The following is a 19,539-nucleotide window of genomic DNA, read 5'->3' as shown; positions in this document are numbered from 1 at the left end:
AGGAGGAACGATGGAGTACGACGTCGTCGTCGCGGGCAGCGGGCCGGTCGGCCTGATGCTCGCGGCGGAACTGCGCCTGGCCGGCGTCCGCGTCCTGGTGGTCGAGAAGCTCACCGAGCCGGCCGGCCACGACCGGGCGGGGGTGCTGCACACCCGCACGGTCGAGTACCTGGACATGCGCGGCCTGCTGGAGCGTTTCAAGGACGGCATGGCCACCGTCTCCGGCCTGCCGTTCGGCGGCATCTTCAGCCGCGGCCTGGACCACACCCTGGTGGAGACCAGGCACCCGTACAGCCTCCTGGTGCCGCAGTCCCGGACGGAGGAGCTGCTCGCCGAGCACGCCGCCGCCCTGGACACCGAGGTCCGGCGCGGCCACGAGCTCACCGCCCTCGCCCAGGACGCCGACGGGGTGACCGTCACCCTGGCCACCCCGGCGGGCGAGCGGCGCGTCCGGGCCCGGTACCTGGTGGGCTGCGACGGCGGCCGCAGCACGGTGCGCCGGCTCGCGGGCATCGGCTTCCCCGGGTTCGCGCCCTCGGTGAGCGCACTGATCGGCTACGTCACGCTCACCGAGCGGGACGTGCCCAAGCGCTGGCAGCGCACCGGGAACGGCGTGGTGGTCCTCGCCTTCCCGCCCGAGGGCGGGATCGGCCGGGTGGTCGTCATCGAGTACGGGCGACCCCACCCGCCGGCCGGCGAGCCGGTCACCCTGGAGGAGCTGCGGACCGCCACGCACCGCGTGTACGGCCGCGAGCTCGACCTGGTGGAGCCGGTGCTGTGGATGTCCCGGTTCAGCGACGCGACCCGGCTCGCCGAGACCTACCGGTCCGGCCGGGTGCTGCTGGCCGGGGACGCCGCCCACATCCACTTCCCGATCGGCGGTCAGGGCCTGAACACCGGCGTCCACGACGCCGTGAACCTGGGCTGGAAGCTGGCCGCCGAGATCCACGGCTGGGCCCCGCCCGGTCTGCTCGACAGCTACCACCGCGAGCGGCACCGGGCCGTCGAGCGGGTGCTGCTCTACACCCGGGCCCAGCTGGCGCTGATGAACCCGGACGAGCACCACGTCACCGCGCTGCGCGAGGTCTTCGAGGAGCTGCTGTTCCTGGAGGACACCAACCGGCACCTCACCGCCACCCTCAACGGCCTCGACCTGTGCTACGGCGACGAGGACGGCACGGACGGCGGGGCGGTGGCGGGCGCGGACGGCGGTGCGGTGGCGGACGGCGGCAGCGGGGGTGGCGACGGCGGCGCCCGGCGGCATCCGCTGGTGGGCCGCTTCGCACCGGATCTCGAACTGGAGGCGGACGGCCTGACCACCCGCCCCACCGAACTGCTGCGCCGCGGCCGCGGCGTGCTGGTCGACCTGACCGCCGACGGCGGGCCGGCCCGGACGGCCGCCCCCTGGCGCGGGCGGATCGACGTCACCGCGGCCCGGGCCCCACGGGGCGGGGCACCGGCGGCCCTGCTGGTCCGCCCGGACGGCCACGTCGCCTGGGCCGCCGAGCCCGGGGCGGCGGCGACCGACGGGCTGACCGCGGCCCTGGCCCGCTGGTTCGGACCACAGGACTGGAGGTAACCCGGAATGGAGCACCGGCACCTGGGCCGCAGCGGGCTGCGGATCAGCGAGGTCGTCTTCGGCAACCTGCTCTACCCGCAGGACAGCACGCCCGACGAGAGCGTGCTCGGCTGCCTGCGGGCCGCCCTGGACAGCGGGATCACCACCTTCGACACCGCGGACATCTACGGCATGGGGCGCTCGGAGCGGCTGCTCGGGCGCGCCCTGGCCGGCGAGCCGCGGGACGGCGTGGTGGTCTGCACCAAGGTCTTCTTCCCCACCGGCACCGGACCCAACGGCTCGGGCCTGTCCCGCAAGCACGTGCGCGAGGCCCTGCACGCCTCGCTGCGCCGGCTCGGCACCGACTACGTCGACCTCTACACCGCGCACCGCTACGACCCGAACACACCGCTGGAGGAGACCGTGTCCGCCTTCGCGGACCTGGTCCGGGCGGGCAAGGTGCTCTACATCGGCGTCTCCGAGTGGACGGCGCCGCAGATCACCGAGGCGGCCGCGCTGGCCCGCGCGATGAACGTCCAGCTGGTCTTCAACATGCCGCAGTACTCGGCGCTGTGGCGCGAGCCGGAGGCCGAGGTGATCCCGGTCTGCGAACAGCTGGGGATCAGCCAGGTCCCGTACTTCACGCTCGCCCAGGGGGTGCTCACCGGGAAGTACCGGCCCGGCACCCCCGCACCGGACGGCTCCCGCGGCGCGGCCGAACTGGTCGGCGGCCGGGCGCGGTTCATGCGCCGGCTGCTGACCGACGAGGTCCTGGAGCGGGTCGCCCGGCTGGAACCGGTCGCCGCCGAGGCCGGCCTGACGCCGTCCCAGCTGGCGGTGGCCTGGGTGCTGCACCGGCCGAACGTGGCCGGCGCGGTGATCGGGGCCTCCCGGCCGGAGCAGGTCCGGGAGAACGCCGCCGCGTCCGGGGTCAAGCTCGAACCGGAGCTGATGGCGCGGATCGACGACGTCCTCGGCCCGGTGGTGTCCGACGGGGGCTCCGATGGCTGAGCCGCGGCGCTCGCTGCTGACCGAGGAGCGGACCGGGCGCGGCGAGCCGTCCCGCTACGCGGCCGAGCTCTTCGCGGGGCTGCGCCGGTGGCCGGGCCGCACCGCGCTGCGGGACGGCGACCGGCTGGTGAGCTTCGGCGAGCTGGTGGAGCAGAGCAGCCGGATCGCACGGGCCCTGGAGGACATGGGGATGACCCACCGCGAGGGCGTGGTCTGCCTGGCCGGCAACTCCCCCGAGCACGTCGCGGTGCGGCTGGCCGCCCACCTGCTCGGCTGCCGGTTCGTTCCGCTGCACGCGGGCGACCCGGCGGACGTGGCGGCGGCCCGCGCGGTGGCCGCCGCGCAGCGGCCGGCGGTCTTCGTGGTCGACCGCCGGGGCGCCGCCGCGCTGGGCGCGCCGGAGCCCGGCGTGCTCTCCCTCGGCGTGCCCGGCTTCGGCACCGACCTGTCCGCGCTGGCGGCGCGGATGCCGGGCGGGCCGATGCGCCCGCGCGCCCGGGAGCAGGACGTCGCCCTGGTGGCGTACTCCCGCGGCACCACCGGACCGCGCCGCGGCGCGGTCCACCGGTTCGCCGCGATGAACGTCACCTGGCGGCGCCCGCACGAGGGCGACCTCGGCGACTTCCCGGCCGGGGTGACCACGCTGGCGGTCAGCCCGCTGGCCGGCAACGGCGGCGAGGTCGCGCTGATGCTGATGCGCGCGGGCTGCACGGTCATGCTGATGAACGGCTTCGACGCCGGCCGGGTGCTGGCCACCGTGGCGTCGGAGCGGATCACCAGCACCTACCTGCCGGCGCACCACTTCACCGAGCTCGTCGCCCACCCGGACCTCGACCGGACCGACCTGTCGAGCCTGCGCTACCTGCCCTACGGGAACGGGCCGGTGCCCGCGTCCGTGGTCCGGCGGGCGGTGGAGGCGTTCGGGCCGATCCTCTCGCAGAACTACGTGAGCAGCGAGATCCGCGCGATCAGCCTGCTGCGGCAGGAGGACCACCGGGCGGCGGCGGGTCCGCGGCCGGAGCTGCTCGCCTCGGTCGGGCAGCCGCTGCCCGCCGTCGACGTGCGGGTCTGCGGCCCGGACGGCGAGCGGCGGCCGGCGGGCCGGTCCGGCGAGATCCGGCTGCGCGCCCCGCACATGACGAGCGGGTACTGGCGCGATCCCGCCGCCACCCGGCGGGCGCTGGACGGCGGCTGGTTGCGCACCGGGGACGTCGGCCGGGTCGACCGCGAGGGGTACCTCTACCTGGAGGGCCGCCTGCCGGGGTGAGCGCCGCCGCCCGGGGCGGGTGCGGCGGAGGAGCCCGAGGAGCCTGGACGGCTCCTCGGGCTCCTCCGCCGTACGGCGCGGGCGCCTGCCGTCAGGCGTTCTCGCGCGCGAAGGTGCGGGTGCCGACGTAGAGGCAGACCGCCGCCAGGAGGACGGAGACGAGCGTGCCCTCCAGTACGGCCGCGGTGGTGTAGTGGCCGGCGAACAGGTCGCGGATGGCCTCCACCACGTACCGCAGCGGGTTGAGCCGGGAGATGACGTCCAGCCAGGTCGGGGCGAGGCTCATCGGCAGCAGGATGCCGGCGAGCAGCATGATCGGCAGGGCGGCCGAGGTGAGCAGCGGGGCGAACTGGTCCTCGGACTTGAGGGCGACGCCGAGGGCGAGCGAGAGCGAGGCCAGCGCGATGCCCAGCAGGACGACGAGGACGACGGCGGCCAGGATGCCGAGCACGCCCGCCCGCAGGCCGAGCAGCACGCCGACGACGACGATGATCGCCGACTGGGTGAGCAGGATCGCGACCTCGCGGCCGACCCGCCCCATCAGCAGGGCGAAGCGACTGACCGGGGTGACCCGCAGCCGCTCGATCACGCCGGAACGGACGTCCGAGATGATGCCGAACCCGCAGAAGCCGGCGCCGAACAGGGCGAGGTAGACCAGTACGCCGGGGACGAAGGTCTGCCAGGTGTCGCCGTCGCCGCCCATGCCGCCGACCTTGGTCAGCAGCGGGCCGAACAGCAGGAGGTAGAGGACGGGTTGGACCAGACCGAGGACGATCGTGATCTTGTTGCGGAAGGTGAAGCGGACCTGGTTGTCGAAGACGAGCAGGGTGTCACGGAGGGTCTGCATGTCGGCCTCTGTTCAGACGGCGCCGGCGGTGGCGGCGGCGGCGGGTTCCTCGGAGCGGCCGGTGAGGGCGAGGAAGACGTCGTCCAGGGTCGGACGGTCGACCTGCACGGACACCGGTTCGACCTGGCGCGCCTCCAGGGCGTGGAGCAGGTCGATCATGGTCCGGCTGCTGTGCTCGGTGCGGAACCGGAGGGTGTCGCCGGTGGTGGTCAGCCCGTAGGTGCCGTCCAGCCCCTCGACCACGGCGGCGGCCTCGCGCACGCCGCCGGGCGCGACCTCGATGGTGACGGCGTCGCCCGCGACCCGCCGCTTGAGCTCGTCGGGGCGGTCCTCGACCAGGATGGTGCCGCGGTCCATGATGAGGATCCGGTCGCAGAGCGCGTCGGCCTCGTCCAGGTAGTGGGTGCTGAGGAAGACGGTGGCGCCGAGCTCGTCGCGCAGCCGGCGGATGTGCTCCCAGAGGTTGCTGCGGCTGGTCGGGTCGAGGCCTGTGCTGGGCTCGTCCAGGAAGATCAGCGGCGGCCGGTGGACCAGGCCGAGGGCGATGTCCAGCCGGCGCCGCTGGCCGCCGGAGAGGCTGCCGACGAGCCGCGTGGTGAGCTCCGCGAGGCCTAACTGGGCGGCCAGCGAGTCGATCTGGGTCTGCGCCTCGGCCTTGGACATGCCGTAGAGCCGGGCCTGCAGCATCAGCTCGTTGGCGACCAGTTCGGCCGGGTTGGCGCCGCCGCCCTGGGCGACGTAGCCGATCCGGCGGCGGACGCCGACGGGGTCGGCGAGCAGGTCTGCGCCGGCCACGGTGGCGGTGCCGGCGGTCGGCCGCAGCAGGGTGGTGAGCATCCGCAGGGTGGTGGTCTTCCCGGCGCCGTTCGGGCCGAGGAAGCCGACGATCTCGCCGGCGGCCACCGTGAAGTCGACGCCGCGCACCGCGTTCACCTCCCCGTGCGGCGCCTGGAACGTCCGGGCGAGCCCGTGGACTTCGATCATGTTCATGTGTGGACCTCCGTGGTCGGATCGTCGGTCTCGTAGGCCTGGTGGCTCTCGTCGGCCCGGTCGGCCGCCGCTGCCGGGTCGGCTGCACCGGACTCCTCGGCGCCTGCCGTCGGGCGGGCGCCGGAGGAGTCCGCGACGGCCTGCTCGATGACCCGGTCGAGGTCGTCCTGCCAGGCGAGTTCGGCGTCGAGCTGGATCACCCGGCGGCGGAACATCGCCGCGTCGAGCGGGCCGATCGTGCCGGCGCTGTGCAGGGCCTCGCCCTCCGCCGCGATGCCGTCGCGCATCGCCCGGATCGCGTCGCGGCGACGCTTGAGCAGGCCGAGCAGGGTCGGCAGGTCGTCGGTCCGGGTGAAGAGCAGCGCGACGCCGAACGGGTCGGTGCCGTGGTGGATCTCGGTGACGGCCTCCTCCCGCAACCCGCGCAGCTCGGCCTCGCCGAGGGCGGTGATGCGGTAGACGGTTCTCGCCGGCCGCCTGCCCACCTGCTCGGTTCGGACGGACTCGACGTGGCCCGTCTCGTCCATCGTCCGGAGCTCACGGTAGAGGGCGCCGACGCTGACGCCGCCCCAACTGCTGACGCTCGTCACCTCGGCGATGCGGCGGATTTCGTGGCCGTGCAGCGGACCACTGCTCTGCAGCGTCCCGAGAACCATGAGTCGAGTTAGATTCACGGCTTTAGTATCGTGAGAGTAGTATCGCGAGTCAAGTTCATCGGGCGGCATCGGAGGAGCAGCAGTGAGCCACACGGATCACGTCCCGGGCGGGGATGTCATCGAGATCGTCGGCGCCAGGACGCACAACCTGAAGGGCGTCAGCGTCACCTTTCCGAAGAACCGGATCGTCGCCTTCACCGGGGTGAGCGGCAGCGGCAAGACGTCGCTGGCCATCGACACCGTCCACGCGGAGGCCCAGCTGCGGTACCTGAACGGCATCTCGCCCTTCTTCCGGCAGTTCATCTCGCCCAAGGACCGGCCGCAGGTGGACCGGATCAGCGGGCTGGGCGTCACCCTCGCGGTCGACCAGCGCCGGCTCAACCGCAGCCCCCGCTCCACCCTCGGCAGCATCAGCGGGCTGAACGACTTCCTCGGGCTGCTCTTCGCCCGGATGCCCGCACTCGGCCCGCTCGCCGTCGCGCACCCCGAGCTGCGCAACCTCACCAGCGCCTACTTCGACCGGTACAGCATGGAGGGCCGCTGCAAGCGGTGCGCCGGTATGGGCCACACCGACAGCGCCGAGGCGGACCGGATCATCACCCGGCCCGACCTCCCGCTGTTCGGCGGCGCCGGCGAGTGGTTCCAGCGCACCAACTCCGGCGAGCACCTGGCGCTGCCCACTCTCGCCGCGCAGCACGGCGCCGACCTCGACCGGCCCTGGCGGGAGCTGCCGGAGGCGTTCCGGCACGCCGTCCTGCACGGCACGGACGGCGAGGCGGTCACGTTCAAGATCACCAGCAAGCACAAGAAGTCCGGCACCGAGACCGTGATCGAGCGCAGCGTGCCGCTGGTCGGCGCCGTCCGCGAGGTCACCCGGCTCTACGAGGCCTCGGGCACCGACACCGCGCGCGAGACCTACGCCCGCTTCATGGTCCGGGTGCCCTGCCCCGCCTGCCACGGCACCGGCTTCGGCGAGACCGCCCGCACCCTCGAACTCGGCGGCCTCACCTACCCGGAGGTCATCAAGCTGCCGGTGGAGGAGCTGCGCACCTGGGTGGACGGCATCGACGCCACCCTCACCCCGATGCAGCGCGAGGTGGCCGTCAACGTGCTGCCCGACCTCTCGCGCCGGGTCCGGCTGATGGTCGAGCTCGGGCTCGGCCACCTCCAGGTGACCCGCACCGCGCCCTCGCTGTCCGGCGGCGAACTCCAGCGCGCCCGGGTCACCGCGCAGCTGAACATGGACCTCAGCGGCATCATCTTCGTCCTGGACGAGCCGAGCGCGGGCCTGCACCCGGCCGACAAGCACCCGCTGCGCGAGATCCTGACCGACCTGCGCGACGCCGGGAACACCGTGCTCCTGGTCGAGCACGACCCCGAGCTCATCGCCCTCGCCGACTGGGTGGTGGACCTCGGTCCCGGTGCCGGCCGCCAGGGCGGCACGCTGGTCGCCTCGGTGCCGACCGCCGAGCTCAGCGGCCACCCGGAGTCGGTCACCGGCGCCTACCTCGCCGGGCGCGGCCCGCGGGTGCGGCGCGCCAAGCGGTTCGACGCGGGCGCGGCCGCACGCCTGAGCCTGCTCGGCGTCGACGTCCACAACGTCCGGCTCGACCGGGTGGACATCCCGTTGAACACCCTGACCTGCATCACCGGGGTGAGCGGCAGCGGCAAGAGCAGCCTGCTGCACCAGGCGCTCGGCGCCGGGATGGACGCGGTGCTGCGCGGCGAGCGCCCGACCGCCATGGCCGGCGTCGAGGGAGCCGGGCGCCTCGGCTGGGTGACCGTCGTCGACCAGGACCCGATCGGCCGCACCCCGCGGTCCAATCCGGCCACCTACACCAAGGCCTTCGACACCGTCCGCAAGCTGTTCGCCGCCACCCCGCGGGCCAAGGCGCTCGGCCTCGGCCCCGGCGCGTTCTCCTTCAACTCCCCCGGCGGCCGCTGCGAGACCTGCACCGGCTACGGGCGGCGCCAGGTGGACCTGCACTTCATGCCCGACATGTGGGTGGAGTGCGACGTCTGCGAGGGCCGGCGGTTCACCCCCGAGGTGCTGAGCGTGACCTACCGGGGCAAGGCGGTCGACGAGATCCTCGCCATGACCGTGGACGAGGCCGCGGAGTTCCTCACCGAGCCCGCCGGGCTGGCCACCACGCTGCGCGCCGTCCAGCGGGCCGGCCTCGGCTACCTCCAGCTCGGCCAGAGCGGCACCGAGCTGTCCGGCGGCGAGGCGCAGCGGCTGAAGCTGGCCAACGCGATCCTGCTCGGCACCACCGGGCGCGGCCGTGGCCTGGTGCTGCTGGACGAGCCGGTGACCGGGCTGCACCCCTCGGACGTGCAGAAGATGGTGGACGCCTTCGACACCCTCCTGGCCAGCGGCAACTCGGTGGTCATCGCCGAGCACGACCTGCACGTCGCCGCCTGCGCCGACTGGATCATCGACATGGGGCCGGGCGCCGGCGACCGCGGCGGCCGGGTGGTCAACCAGGGCACGCCGGCCGAGATCGCCGCGGGCCCGGGCGTCACCGGCGAGTACCTGCGGCGGGTCGTCCCGGCCTGACGGCGGCGGCTCCCCGCGGGGCCGTCCTCGTCCAGCACACCTCAACCGTTTGTCGAGTCGCGTCCGGGACGATCCCGATCAAGGGATCGCCCCGGGCGCGGGCGGTCCGACCCGGGGCCACCGCCCGACCGGCCGGCGGGTCCGCGTCATCGACAGGAGTTGAGGAGCCATCATGTCTGCCACGTCCGAATGCCGCATCTGCGGCGGCGCCGTCCACGAGTTCTTCGACTTCGGCCGACAACCGCTGGCCGACGCCTTCGTCGACCCGGACGGCGGTGCCGAGGAGTTCTTCCACCGCCTGGCGGTCGCCCAGTGCGAATCCTGCACGATGGTCCAGCTGCTGGAGGACGTCCCGCGCGAACGGATGTTCCGGACCGACTACCCGTACCACTCGTCCGGCTCGACCGTGATGCAGCAGCACTTCCGGGCCACCGCGCGGCACTTCCTCGACACCGAACTGCTCGACCCGGACGCGTTCGTGGTCGAGTTCGGCAGCAACGACGGCATCATGCTCGACACGGTCCACCGGGCCGGCCGGCGCCACCTCGGCGTCGAGCCGTGCAAGGGGGTGGCCGAGGCGGCCGCCGCCAAGGGCATCCGGGTGCGCAACGCCTTCTTCGAGGAGGCCACGGCCGCGGAGATCGCCGCCGCGGACGGGCCCGCCCAGGTCATCTACGCCGCCAACACCTTCTCGCACATCTCCTACGTCGACTCGGTCTTCCGCGGCGTCGACGCCCTGCTCGCCCCGGACGGGGTCTTCGTCTTCGAGGACCCCTACATGGCGGACATCATCGACCAGACCTCGTTCGACCAGATCTACGACGAGCACTTCTACTTCTTCACCGTCCGCTCCGTGCAGGCGATGGCCGCCCACTACGGCTTCGAGCTGGTCGACGCGGAGCACCTGACCGTGCACGGCGGCGAGATCCGCTACACCGTCGCCCGCCGCGGCGCCCGCACCCCCAGCCCCGCGGTCGGCCTGTTCCTGGAGCGCGAGAAGGCGGCCCGGATCACCGAGCAGGACACCCTGGCCCGGTTCGCGGCCGCCGTCGACAAGGTGCGCGACGACCTGCGCGCGGTGCTGGAGCGCTGCAAGGCGGAGGGCGCCACCGTCGCCGCGTACGGCGCCACGGCGAAGAGCGCCACCCTCACCAACTACTGCGGCATCGGCCCCGAGCTGGTGTCGTACGTCGCCGACAGCACGCCGGCCAAGCAGGGCAGGCTCAGCCCCGGCTCGCACATCCCGGTCCGCTCGCCGGAGGAGTTCCGGGCCGACTACCCCGACTACGCGGTGCTGTTCGCCTGGAACCACGCCGAGGAGATCATGGCCAAGGAGGAGGGGTTCCGGCGCGCGGGCGGGCGGTGGATCGTCTACGTGCCCGAGGTGAAGGTGGTCTGAGCCGCTCCGGCGCCCAACGGGCCGGCCCCGCTCGATCGTCGAGCGGGGCCGGCCCGTTGCGGCGCGGATCCGGGGGCGGTTCAGGGGCGGTTCAGGAGCGGTCGGCCAGGGCGGCCGCCAGCTCGGCCAGGGCCTCGGGCAGCTCCCGGCGGGGCCGCCAGCCGGTGACGGCGCGGAACGCCGAGGCGTCCACCACGGTGCCGGCGACGTCCGCGGCCGTCGCCGCCGCGGGCGGCGCAACCGAGTCGACCCGGACGGCCGGACGGCCGGTGCGCTCGGCGACGGCCCGCGCCAGCGCGGTGAACAGCTCCCGGACCGGGACCGCCCGCCCGGTGCCCACCGGCCAGTGACGGCCTGCGAGTTCGGCGCCGTGGTCGAGGCAGGCGGTGAACGCGGCGGCCGCGTCGGTGACGTGCAGCAGGTCGCGCACGACGCTGCCGGTGCCCCAGACGGTGAGCGGCTCCCCCGCCAGGGCTCGCCGTGCCATCGCGGCGACCACCCCGTGGCCGTCCGGCCCGGGGCCGCGGCCGTAGACGGTGGGCAGGCGCAGCGAGACCCCGCGGAGCACGCCCTCGGCGCCGGCGGCCAGCAGCGCCGTCTCGGCGGCCAGCTTCTGCCGGGCGTAGACGGTGACGGGCCGGTCGGGGCCGGTGCCGTCGACCACGCCGCCGCGGCCGGCCTGCGAGGCAGAGCCGGCCAGGACCACCAGGGGCGGCGGCGCACCGGCCGGGCGATGCCCGGTGCCCAGGGCGCCGGCGATCTCGCGGACCAGGGCCGCCCCGAGCCGTTCGCCGAGCTCCGCGCCGCCGGCCTCCACGGCGCGCCAGCCGACCGCCGGGTCGAGGTGGGCCACCAGGTCGAGGACGGCGTCGGCGCCCGCCACGGCCCGGGCGGCCGCGCCGGGCGCCGCGAGGTCGGCCACCACCTGCTCGACCACCGCGGTGCGGGCCGCGGGCACCACCGCGGGCCGCCGGGACACCAGGCGCAGCCGGATCGGCCGCCGGGCGAGCTGCGCCGCGACGGCCGATCCGATGTAGCCCGAGGCCCCGAGGACGACGACCAGCGGTGTGCGGCCGCCGCCGGGGGCCGCGCTCACGTCCCCGCGGCGGCGAGGTCGACCAGGGCGGCGGCGACCTCGCGCGGGGTGGGCTGCTCCAGGATCTCCCGCCGCAGGCGCCGGGCGGCCTCGGCGTGGGAGTCGTCGCCGAGCATCGCCTCGGCGGCGGCGCGCACGTCCTCGGCCCCGGTCCGCCCGGCGGGCAGCACCCGGGCGGCGCCGGAGCCGGCCAGCACCTCGGCGTCGCTGATCTGGTTGGGCAGTTGCGGCAGCAGCAGCTGCGGCACACCGTGGTGGGCGGCGGTGAGCGCCGTCATGAAGCCGCCCTGGTGGACCAGGAGGGCGCAGCCGGGCAGCAGGACGTGCAGCGGCAGGTCCTCCAGCACCCGGACGCCGGGCGGCGGGGTGCCGAGCCGTTCGCGCTCCTGGGCGGTGACGGCGACGACGACCTCCGCGTCGAGCCCGGCCAGCCCGGCCAGGACGTCGGCCAGGCTGGTGCCGGCGCCGTCCAGGACCCCGGTGGTGGAGGTGCCCCAGGTGAGGGCGATCCGCGGGCGCCCGGCGGGCCGGTCGGCCCAGTCCGGCACCGTGCCGGGACCGTTGTACGGCGGCCAGCGCAGCTGCAGCCGGGTCGGCGCGGGCGGCCCCTGCAGGCTGGGCGGGCAGGGCGAGACGGTGCGGTGGGCCGGGTCCCGTCCTTGCAGGTCCAGGCCGTACCGCCGGTAGGGCTCCCAGTACCCGGGGAGGATGTCGAGGAGCTTCTCGCCGCCCTCGGAGCCGAGGATGTCGGGCCCCCAGAGGTGGCGGACGCCGGGCACGCCGAGGGCGTGGGCGGCGACCAGGCCGGCCGGGGCCATGGTGTCGCCGATGACGAGGTCGGGCCGCCAGGCGCGGGCGAAGGCGACGGTGTCGTCCAGGGCCGCGGTGGTGGCCTCGGCCCAGGCACCGAAGAGCCCGCCGTCGTCGGCGGCGGCCGCCTCGCGGATCTCCTCGGCGGTGCCGGGGGTGCCGTCGGCCCTCTCCTGGGAGAGGGTCCTCCGGCGTACCGCCAGGTAGTCGACGTCGGGGCCCACCGGGACCATCGGCATGCCGGAGCGGACGATCGCCGGGCGCATGGACGGCTGGGCGGCGATCCGGATCTCGTGGCCGGCGGCGCGCAGCGCCCAGGCGAGCGGCACCATGGCCATGTAGTGGGTGGGCCATCCGGAGGCGGTGACCAGGACGCGCAGCTCGCTCATTTCTCCACCAGCTGGGTCTCGTCGGCCCGCTCGGCGGCGGGCGGCTGCGGCGCGCTGTGCGCGGCGGCGGTGATCGGCAGGGAGGGGACGTCGCGCGGGCGCAGCAGCCGCACCATCGGGCGCTCGACCAGCCGGTAGAGCAGCCAGGCGGCGGCCAGCGCGATGAGGAACTGGGCGGCGAAGGAGAGGAGTCCGACCCACCAGGAGAGCACCGGCAGCGGGACCGGCAGCCAGTCCCGGTCGACGCCGAACTGCCAGAGCCGGCTGAAGAGTTCCTCCTGCACCAGCAGGTGGGTGAGGTAGAAGGAGAGCGAGATCTCGCCGAACCACACCAGCGGCCGCCAGCGCAGCGGGGACCAGCCTCCGGTGATGTCGGCGGTGCTGAGCGCCGCGATCAGCAGGGCGAACGGGATCACCATGCCGGCGCCCAGCGAGAGGTAGCTGGGCAGGTGGAGGTTGATGCCCCAGCCGGCGGCGGTGAGCAGCAGGGCGACGGCGGCGTTCGGGCCGCGCCAGGCGCCGCGGCGCACCAGCAGGGCGAGCGCGATGCCGATGACGAACTCCGCCATCCGCATCGGCGGGAAGATGTAGGCGAACCAGTACCCCATCGGGCCGCCGTAGTCCTGGGTCGGGACCATCTCCATCGGGTCGGGGCTGGTCAGCGTGAACGTGTGCGAGACCACGTACGGCAGGACGAAGGCCAGCACCGTACAGACCGCCGCGGCGGTGTAGAGCTGCCAGTTCCGCGCCCGCGCCAGCACGAAGATCAGGACCGGGAAGCAGAGGTAGAACAGGGCCTCGCAGCTGAGCGACCAGTCGAGGCCGGTCATGGTCAGGTAGTACCACTGGCTGGGCACCCAGTTCTGCACCAGGAAGACGTGCGAGAGGGTGACCTTCGTCCCGGGGACGCCGTAGCGGACGGCGACCAGGGCGAAGGCGATCGCCGCGGTGACCAGGTGCACCGGGTAGACCTTGGCGATCCGGCGCCGGTAGAAGGAGCGCGCGGTGTCCCCGGGCCGGGCGATGTACGTCAGCACGAAGCCGCTGAGCAGGAAGAAGCAGGCGACGGCCGGCCCGCCGGAGCGGGAGAACAGGACGTGGAAGACGTCCTGCTGGAATTGCGAGTCGAAAGTGCCGCCGGCGAAGTGGAAGGAGAGGAAGAAATGCGCGCCGAAAACCGTGAGGGCGAGGATTCCGCGCAGTCCGGTGAGCGACACGAGGTGGTCGACGGCCGAACCGGGGGAAACCGCGGCGGTGGACGGTGATTTTCTCATGAATGCCTCTCTCTGCTGGGGCGAAGTGCCTGGGGGCGGTGTTTCGGCGGACCCGCCGAACGGCCGGCGACCGGCCGCCGGGGAATTCAGACCAGCTTCTCGAGTTCGGTGACGACCTCCGCCGGGGCGGGCTGCTCCGCCATCTCCGCGGCGAGCCGCCGGGCGGCCTCGCGGTAGGGGTCGCCGGCCACGACGGCGGCCACCCGCTCGCGGATCGCGGCCACCGGGTCGGCCTCCCGGTCCAGCTCGCCGTAGGTGAGGTGGATGCCGGCGCCGGTGGCGGCCTGCCGCTCGGCGTTGAGGGTGGGCTCCGGCCGGCGGGTGATGGTGACCTGCGGGACGCCGGCCCGGGCCGCGGTCAGGGTCGTCCCGGACCCGCCGTGGTGGACCACCGCGGCGCAGCCGGGCAGCAGCAGGTGCAGCGGCAGCGAGACGGCGGTGCGCACCTGGTCCGGCAGGTCGCCGAGCAGCTCGCGCTGGTCGGCGGTGGTGGCCAGGACCACCTCGACCGGCAGGGCGGCGACCGCCTCGACCGCCCTGCGCAGCAGGTCCGTCATGGCCGGGCCGAGCAGCTTGGCGGTGGTGGCGCCCCAGGTGACGCAGACCCGCGGGCGCTGCGGCGGTTCGAGCAGCCAGTCCGGCAGCGTCCCGGGCCCGTTGTAGGGGACGTAGCGCTCCTGCCGGACGTCCGGCACGGGGCCGAATCCCATGCTCGGCGGGCAGAGGTCGATCCAGGCGGCGGGCCGCAGCCGCACCTCGGCGCCGACGCGCTCGAAGAGCTCGACGTAACCCTCCTGCGGCTCGTCGCCGAAGCCCTTCATCTCCAGCTTCTGCAGCCCGGGACTGCCCCAGAGGTGGCTCACGTTCGGCACCCCGAGCGCGGCGGCGACCACCGGGCCGGCGTAGGAGACGGCGTCGTGGACGACCAGGTCGGGCCGCCAGTGTCGGGCGAAGGCGAGCAGGTCGTCCAGCATGCCGGCCGCCATGGCGAACTGCCGCTGCCCGAGCGCCTCCAGCAGCCGCTTGCGGGAGTCGTCGAGCAGGTCGGGCTCGACCGGCCAGCGGGCCGGCCAGCGGTCGTGGTCGTGCCAGGCGGACAGGTCGCGGTTGCGGGCGCTGCCGCCGAGGTCCACCGCGGAGCCGACCTCCACCATCGGCAGCCCGGAGCCGAGCACCGCGGCGGTGAGCGAGGGCGCACTGGCGACGCACACCTCGTGGCCGGCGGAGCGCACCGCCCATTCCAGCGGAACCATCGGGAAATGGTGGGACGGCGAGGGGAAAGTCGTGAACAGCACGCGCATTTCGGGAGCCCTCCGTTTCCTGGGCCGGTACGGCCCGCCCGCAGTTTCCCGTGCGCGGACCTGAGAAGCGGTCGAGTCCGGCTCGACCCTGAATCGAGGAGCGGCTTCCGGCCTATTCCGGGCGGCCCCGCTCTGCCATCGTGGGGCGCATGAGGATTCTGCTCACGACGGCGCCCATGTACGGGCATGTCCTGCCGCTCGTGCCCCTTTCCTGGGCACTGCGGGCGGCGGGCCACGAAGTCCTGCTGGCGGCTCCCGGGGAATTCGCCGGGGTGGCGGGCGAGGCGGGCCTGCCCGCCGTCGCCAGTGCCGGCGCGGTGTCGATGGGCGGGATGATCGGCTTCGAGCGGGACGGCACGCCGGCCGCCCGGCCGGCCGACCCGCAGGGGCGGGTGCGGCGCAGCGGGCGCGGCTTCGGGCGGCTGGCCGCGCACGTCCTGGAGCGGACGCTGCGGATCGCCGAGCGCTGGCGCCCGGACCTGGTGGTCAGTGAGCCGACCGAGTACGCGGGCCGGTTGGCCGCCGCCCGGCTCGGGCTGCCCTGGGTGGAGCACGGCTGGGGACTGCGGCTCTCCGGGCTGTACGCGGAGGCGGCGGAGCAGGAGCTCGCGCCGGAGCTGGCCGCCCTGGGACTGCCCGGGCTGCCGGCGCCGCGGCTGCGGCTGGACCCGTGCCCGGCACGGCTGCAGCTCCCGGACGGGCCGGCCGGGCCGGTCCACCGGATCCGCTACGTCCCGTACAACGGACCGGCCCGGGTGCCGCCCTGGCTCCGCGAACCGCGCGAGCGCCCCCGGGTCTGCGTGACGCTGGGTTCGATGGCACCGGCCGCCAGGGCCGGGCTGCTGGCCGCGCTGCCGGCCGCCCTGGACGCGGCGGGCGTGGAGACGGTGCTCGCCGCCGGTGACGCCGCGCCCACCGGAGCACTGCCCGCTTCGGTGCGCGCGGCGGGCTGGCTCCCGTTGGACACCGTGCTGCCGGCCTGCGACCTGGTGGTCCACCACGGCGGCCCGGGCACGGCGATGACGGCCCTGGTGCACGGCCTGCCGCAGCTGGTCCTGCCGTTCTACCTGTCCGACACCACCGCGTACGCGCAGCGGCTGTCAGGGCTCGGCGCGGGCCGCTGGCTGCCCCCCGAGCGGGCCGACGCGGCGGCCGTCGCAGACGGCGTGCGGGCGCTGCTGGCGGATCCGGCGGCGCGGACGGCCGCGGCCGGGCTGGCCGGGGAGATCGCCGGCCTCCCCGCGCCCGCGCAGGTCGTCCCGGTGCTGGCGGAGCTGGTGCGGAAGGAGCGTGCGGCATGCGCCCGTTAGCGGTGGAGGGGGCGTGGGAGGTCACCCTGCGGCCGCACCACGACGAGCGCGGCGCCTTCGCTGAGCTGTACTCGGTGGACCGGCCGGTCGGCCCCGACGGGCCGATGCCGGTGGCCCTGGCCGGGCTCTCGGTCTCCCGCCGGGGCGTGGTCCGCGGCATCCACTACGTCAGCACACCGCCGGGGCAGGCCCGGTACGTCACCTGCGTGGCCGGGGAGGTGCTGGACGTCGTGGTCGACCTCCGGGTCGGCTCGCCCACGTTCGGCCGTTGGGACTCGGTCCGGCTCGGACCCGGCCACTGGCGGGCCGTGCAGCTCGCCCCGGGGCTGGGCCACGGCTTCACCGCGCTCACCGAGGACGCCACGGTGCTCTACCTGTGCTCCGCGCCCTACCGGCCCGAGCTGGAGCGGGCGGTCCACCCGCTGGACCCGGAGCTCGCCCTGCCGTGGCCGGAAGCCCCGGACCGGCTGCTCTCCGACCGCGACCGCCTCGCCCCGACGCTCGCCGAGGCGTGGCGCGCCGGGCTGCTCCCGCTCGCCCCGGCCGCCCGCGCGGCCGGCTCCCCCGCCGGCCCCGCCACGGACCCCACCGGACCGGCCGGCCCCACCGAGACTGCCAGGAGGCGGACATGACGACGGCGGAGAAGGGCCCGGCGGCGCCGCCGGACGGGCCGCGGGTACTGATCGCGGGCGCCGGCCCGGTCGGCCTGGCGACGGCGCTCGAACTGGCCCGGCGCGGCGTGCCGGTGCGGCTGGTCGACGCGGCCGAGGGCCCGGCCGCCACCAGCCGGGCGATGGCGACGCACGCCCGGTCGCTGGAGGTCTACGACCAGCAGGGCGTGCTGGCCGACATGATGCCGCGCGGCCGGGTGATCCAGCGCTTCACCATGCACCTCGACGGCCGCCGGCTGGCCGTGCTGGGCCCGGACTACTCGCGGGTGCCGACCCGGTTCCCGATGACCCTGATGATCGACCAGGCCGCCACCGAGGACGTGCTGCGCCAGGCCGTCGCCAAGCAGGGCGTGGAGATCGAGTGGGGGGTGCGACTGGAGGGCTTCGAGCAGCAGGAGGACGGCGTCACCGTCGAGCTGAGCGGCCCGGCCGGCCCCGAACGCACCACCGTCGGCTGGCTGGTGGGCTGCGACGGCGGGCACAGCACCGTCCGCCGGCTGCTCGGGCTGCCGCTGATCGGCGACTCCACCGAGACCTGGCTGATCGCCGACGCCGAGGTCGACGTGGACCTGCCGCAGAACAGCATCCACTGGATCAAGGTCGGCAGCGGCACGGTGATGGCCATCCCCTTCCCGCAGGAGGGCAAGTGGCGGCTGCTGGACACCGCCGACACCTCGTACGAGGGCGATCCGCAGGACGTCGCCGAGCGGTTCGCCGGCAAGCTGCGCCGCGGGCTCGGCCGGCCCGTCACCGTGCACCGGCCCGGCTGGGTGTCGGTCTTCACCATCCAGCAGCGGATGATCCCGGCGATGCGCAGCGGCCGCTGCCTGCTCGCCGGGGACGCCGCCCACGTGCACAGCCCCGCCTCGGGCCAGGGCCTCAACACCGGCCTCCAGGACGCCTACAACCTCGCCTGGAAGCTCGCCCTGGTCGAGCACGGCCACGCGGACCCCGCCCTGCTCGACAGCTACTCGGCCGAGCGGGTGCCGGTCGGCCGGGCCCTGCTCGGCTCCACCCGCAAGGCCACCCGCCTGGTGCAGCTGCGCAACTCCGCCGCCGGCGCGGCCCTGCCCGTGGTGTTCGCCCTGGTCCGCGCCTTCGCACCGCTGCGCGGCCGGATCGAGCGGAAGATCATCGGTTCGATGTCCGCCCTGGCGCTGGAGTACGCCGACAGTCCGCTCACCGTGCCCGACCGCCGTCCCGCCGGAGCCGCCGGACCGCGCCCCGGGAGCCGGCTGAGCCAGGTCACCGCGGAGCGGGCCGACGGCCCCGGTTGGACCGCCCTGCTCGACGAGCTGCGCGAGCTGCGGCCCAGCCTGCTGGTGGCCGCCGGCCCCGCGGGCGCGGCCGAGGCGGCCGCGGCGGCCCGCGCGGAGCACGGCGAGTGGCTGTCGGTGCGCACCGTGGCCGGCGACGGCCCGGGCGCGCTGCCGGACCCCGGCGGCGCGCTCCGCGCCGACCTCGGCCTGCCGCCCGGCGGCTGGCTGCTGGTCAGGCCGGACGGCTACCTCTGCGCGCGCGGTGACCGGCTCTCCCCCGCGGACCTCGCCGTCGCCCTCGACGTGCTGCGCGGCCGGCGCCGCGCCCCCCGGGAGGTGTGACCGTGGACCTCGGGCTCAGCGGCCGGACGGTGCTGGTCACCGGCGCCTCCGCCGGCATCGGCCGGCACACCGCGCGGGCGTTCGCGGCCGAGGGCGCCCGGGTGGCGCTCACCTACCGCACCGGCGAGGCGAGGGCCCGGGCCCTCGCCGAGGAGCTCGGCGCCGCGGCCGGCCGGGCCCTCGCCGTGCCGTACGACCTGGGCGATCCGGACTCCGTCGCCGCGGCGTACGCCGAGGTGGAGCGGCGGTGGGGCGGCGTCGACGTCCTGGTGGCCAACGCGCTGCGGCGCGGCCGGCGCCGGCCGCCCGGCACCCGCACCGAGGAGGTGCCGGCCGCGGAGTGGCAGCCGCTGCTGCGGGACAACCTGGAGCAGACCCTGCGCACCGTCCAGCTGGTGCTCCCCGGGATGCGTGCCCGCGGCTGGGGCCGGGTGGCGCTGGTCTCCTCCCACCTCGCCCGGGACGGCGCTCCCGGTCAGGAGTTCTACGCCGCGGGCAAGGCCGCCCTGCACGGTTTCGCCCGCAGCCTCGCCTGGGACGCCGGGCCGGACGGAGTCCTGGTCAACGTGGTCAGCCCCGGCCTGACCCGGACCGACGGCGTCCTCGCCGACCTGCCGGCCGAGGTCCGCGAGCGGGAACGGCTGCGCACCCCGACCGGTCGGCTCAGCGCGCCCGAGGACGTGGCCCGCACCGTCGCCTTCCTCTGCTCGGAGGCGAACGGCAACATCACCGGCGCCGTCGTCGACGTCTCCGGCGGCCGCTGACCCGGAGCGCGCCCCGACCGGCCGCGCCCCGACCACCC

The 19,539-nt window shown here is 75.2% G+C and carries 16 protein-coding genes; 9 read left to right on the top strand and 7 right to left on the bottom strand.

Going from position 1 to position 19,539, the window contains the following annotated elements:
• Positions 1-10 precede the first annotated feature (10 nt).
• From MCM47_RS14905 to MCM47_RS14895, 3 genes are read left to right on the top strand one after another with little or no spacing between them, the layout of a single operon-like run.
• Entirely contained in the window at positions 11-1,579 is a 1,569-nt protein-coding gene (locus MCM47_RS14905; protein WP_238862062.1) for an FAD-dependent monooxygenase, read from the top strand.
• 6 nt (positions 1,580-1,585) lie between these two features.
• Positions 1,586-2,569 carry an aldo/keto reductase family protein gene (locus MCM47_RS14900; protein ID WP_238862061.1) on the top strand — a complete coding sequence of 328 codons (984 nt, stop codon included), beginning with the start codon at positions 1,586-1,588 and terminating at the stop codon, positions 2,567-2,569.
• Complete coding sequence (locus tag MCM47_RS14895) at positions 2,562-3,836, top strand: AMP-binding protein (protein WP_238862060.1); 1,275 nt, start codon at positions 2,562-2,564, stop codon at positions 3,834-3,836. The genes MCM47_RS14900 and MCM47_RS14895 overlap by 8 nt, the downstream gene beginning before the upstream one ends.
• 91 nt (positions 3,837-3,927) lie before the next feature.
• Here the strand turns inward: MCM47_RS14895 and MCM47_RS14890 are convergent, their stop codons facing one another.
• Genes MCM47_RS14890 through MCM47_RS14875 form a run of 3 tightly spaced genes read right to left on the bottom strand, consistent with a single transcriptional unit; the run spans position 3,928 to position 6,329 of the window.
• Complete coding sequence (locus MCM47_RS14890; RefSeq protein ID WP_238862059.1) at positions 3,928-4,683, bottom strand: ABC transporter permease; 756 nt, start codon at positions 4,681-4,683, stop codon at positions 3,928-3,930.
• A gap of 12 nt (positions 4,684-4,695) precedes the next feature.
• Complete coding sequence (locus MCM47_RS14880) at positions 4,696-5,673, bottom strand: ATP-binding cassette domain-containing protein (protein WP_305067978.1); 978 nt, start codon at positions 5,671-5,673, stop codon at positions 4,696-4,698.
• The gene (locus tag MCM47_RS14875; RefSeq protein ID WP_238862058.1) at positions 5,670-6,329 is read right to left on the bottom strand and encodes a PadR family transcriptional regulator; all 660 of its coding nucleotides are present in this window, start codon (positions 6,327-6,329) and stop codon (positions 5,670-5,672) included. The genes MCM47_RS14880 and MCM47_RS14875 overlap by 4 nt, the downstream gene beginning before the upstream one ends.
• An 82-nt stretch (positions 6,330-6,411) precedes the next feature.
• Between MCM47_RS14875 and MCM47_RS14870 the strand changes: the two genes are divergently transcribed.
• Both MCM47_RS14870 and MCM47_RS14865 read left to right on the top strand, forming a co-directional pair.
• Complete coding sequence (locus MCM47_RS14870; RefSeq protein WP_238862057.1) at positions 6,412-8,886, top strand: excinuclease ABC subunit UvrA; 2,475 nt, start codon at positions 6,412-6,414, stop codon at positions 8,884-8,886.
• A 172-nt stretch (positions 8,887-9,058) separates the two neighbouring features.
• Positions 9,059-10,285 (top strand): class I SAM-dependent methyltransferase, encoded by a 1,227-nt coding sequence (locus MCM47_RS14865; protein WP_238862056.1) that lies wholly within the window; start codon positions 9,059-9,061, stop codon positions 10,283-10,285.
• 91 nt (positions 10,286-10,376) lie between these two features.
• Here the strand turns inward: MCM47_RS14865 and MCM47_RS14860 are convergent, their stop codons facing one another.
• From MCM47_RS14860 to MCM47_RS14845, 4 genes are all read right to left on the bottom strand, one after another.
• Positions 10,377-11,381: an NAD(P)-dependent oxidoreductase gene (locus tag MCM47_RS14860; RefSeq protein ID WP_238862055.1), complete on the bottom strand. Its 1,005-nt coding sequence runs from the start codon at positions 11,379-11,381 to the stop codon at positions 10,377-10,379.
• Positions 11,378-12,580 (bottom strand): nucleotide disphospho-sugar-binding domain-containing protein, encoded by a 1,203-nt coding sequence (locus tag MCM47_RS14855; RefSeq protein ID WP_305067977.1) that lies wholly within the window; start codon positions 12,578-12,580, stop codon positions 11,378-11,380. Before MCM47_RS14855 ends, MCM47_RS14860 begins: the two co-directional genes overlap by 4 nt.
• Positions 12,577-13,854 carry an acyltransferase gene (locus tag MCM47_RS14850; RefSeq protein WP_238862054.1) on the bottom strand — a complete coding sequence of 426 codons (1,278 nt, stop codon included), beginning with the start codon at positions 13,852-13,854 and terminating at the stop codon, positions 12,577-12,579. The genes MCM47_RS14855 and MCM47_RS14850 overlap by 4 nt, the downstream gene beginning before the upstream one ends.
• 86 nt (positions 13,855-13,940) lie before the next feature.
• Complete coding sequence (locus tag MCM47_RS14845; protein ID WP_238862053.1) at positions 13,941-15,107, bottom strand: nucleotide disphospho-sugar-binding domain-containing protein; 1,167 nt, start codon at positions 15,105-15,107, stop codon at positions 13,941-13,943.
• Between the two features lie 197 nt (positions 15,108-15,304).
• Between MCM47_RS14845 and MCM47_RS14840 the strand changes: the two genes are divergently transcribed.
• Genes MCM47_RS14840 through MCM47_RS14825 form a run of 4 tightly spaced genes read left to right on the top strand, consistent with a single transcriptional unit; the run spans position 15,305 to position 19,501 of the window.
• Positions 15,305-16,465: a nucleotide disphospho-sugar-binding domain-containing protein gene (locus tag MCM47_RS14840; RefSeq protein ID WP_238862052.1), complete on the top strand. Its 1,161-nt coding sequence runs from the start codon at positions 15,305-15,307 to the stop codon at positions 16,463-16,465.
• Positions 16,453-17,097, top strand: a complete 645-nt coding sequence (locus MCM47_RS14835; protein ID WP_238862051.1) for a dTDP-4-dehydrorhamnose 3,5-epimerase family protein — start codon at positions 16,453-16,455, stop codon at positions 17,095-17,097. The genes MCM47_RS14840 and MCM47_RS14835 overlap by 13 nt, the downstream gene beginning before the upstream one ends.
• Entirely contained in the window at positions 17,094-18,737 is a 1,644-nt protein-coding gene (locus MCM47_RS14830) for an FAD-dependent oxidoreductase (RefSeq protein WP_238862050.1), read from the top strand. The genes MCM47_RS14835 and MCM47_RS14830 overlap by 4 nt, the downstream gene beginning before the upstream one ends.
• 2 nt (positions 18,738-18,739) lie before the next feature.
• The gene (locus MCM47_RS14825; RefSeq protein WP_238862049.1) at positions 18,740-19,501 is read left to right on the top strand and encodes an SDR family NAD(P)-dependent oxidoreductase; all 762 of its coding nucleotides are present in this window, start codon (positions 18,740-18,742) and stop codon (positions 19,499-19,501) included.
• The last annotated feature ends 38 nt before the right edge of the window (positions 19,502-19,539 follow it).

It is taken from the genome of Kitasatospora sp. A2-31 (assembly GCF_022288725.1).
Taxonomy (GTDB): Bacteria; Actinomycetota; Actinomycetes; order Streptomycetales; family Streptomycetaceae; genus Kitasatospora.
This window is presented reverse-complemented; position numbering and strand designations above follow the sequence as displayed.

Bases quoted from the DNA above. Each gene is read 5' to 3' on its own strand.
- MCM47_RS14835 (WP_238862051.1), top strand. From the start codon at position 16,453: ATGCGCCCGTTAGCGGTGGAGGGGGCGTGGGAGGTCACCCTGCGGCCG.
- MCM47_RS14900 (WP_238862061.1), top strand. From the start codon at position 1,586: ATGGAGCACCGGCACCTGGGCCGCAGCGGGCTGCGGATCAGCGAGGTC.
- MCM47_RS14865 (WP_238862056.1), top strand. From the start codon at position 9,059: ATGTCTGCCACGTCCGAATGCCGCATCTGCGGCGGCGCCGTCCACGAG.
- MCM47_RS14830 (WP_238862050.1), top strand. From the start codon at position 17,094: ATGACGACGGCGGAGAAGGGCCCGGCGGCGCCGCCGGACGGGCCGCGG.
- MCM47_RS14840 (WP_238862052.1), top strand. From the start codon at position 15,305: ATGAGGATTCTGCTCACGACGGCGCCCATGTACGGGCATGTCCTGCCG.
- MCM47_RS14845 (WP_238862053.1), bottom strand. From the start codon at position 15,107: ATGGTTCCGCTGGAATGGGCGGTGCGCTCCGCCGGCCACGAGGTGTGC.
- MCM47_RS14895 (WP_238862060.1), top strand. From the start codon at position 2,562: ATGGCTGAGCCGCGGCGCTCGCTGCTGACCGAGGAGCGGACCGGGCGC.
- MCM47_RS14905 (WP_238862062.1), top strand. From the start codon at position 11: ATGGAGTACGACGTCGTCGTCGCGGGCAGCGGGCCGGTCGGCCTGATG.
- MCM47_RS14850 (WP_238862054.1), bottom strand. From the start codon at position 13,854: ATGAGAAAATCACCGTCCACCGCCGCGGTTTCCCCCGGTTCGGCCGTC.
- MCM47_RS14855 (WP_305067977.1), bottom strand. From the start codon at position 12,580: ATGAGCGAGCTGCGCGTCCTGGTCACCGCCTCCGGATGGCCCACCCAC.
- MCM47_RS14890 (WP_238862059.1), bottom strand. From the start codon at position 4,683: ATGCAGACCCTCCGTGACACCCTGCTCGTCTTCGACAACCAGGTCCGC.
- MCM47_RS14875 (WP_238862058.1), bottom strand. From the start codon at position 6,329: ATGGTTCTCGGGACGCTGCAGAGCAGTGGTCCGCTGCACGGCCACGAA.
- MCM47_RS14880 (WP_305067978.1), bottom strand. From the start codon at position 5,673: ATGAACATGATCGAAGTCCACGGGCTCGCCCGGACGTTCCAGGCGCCG.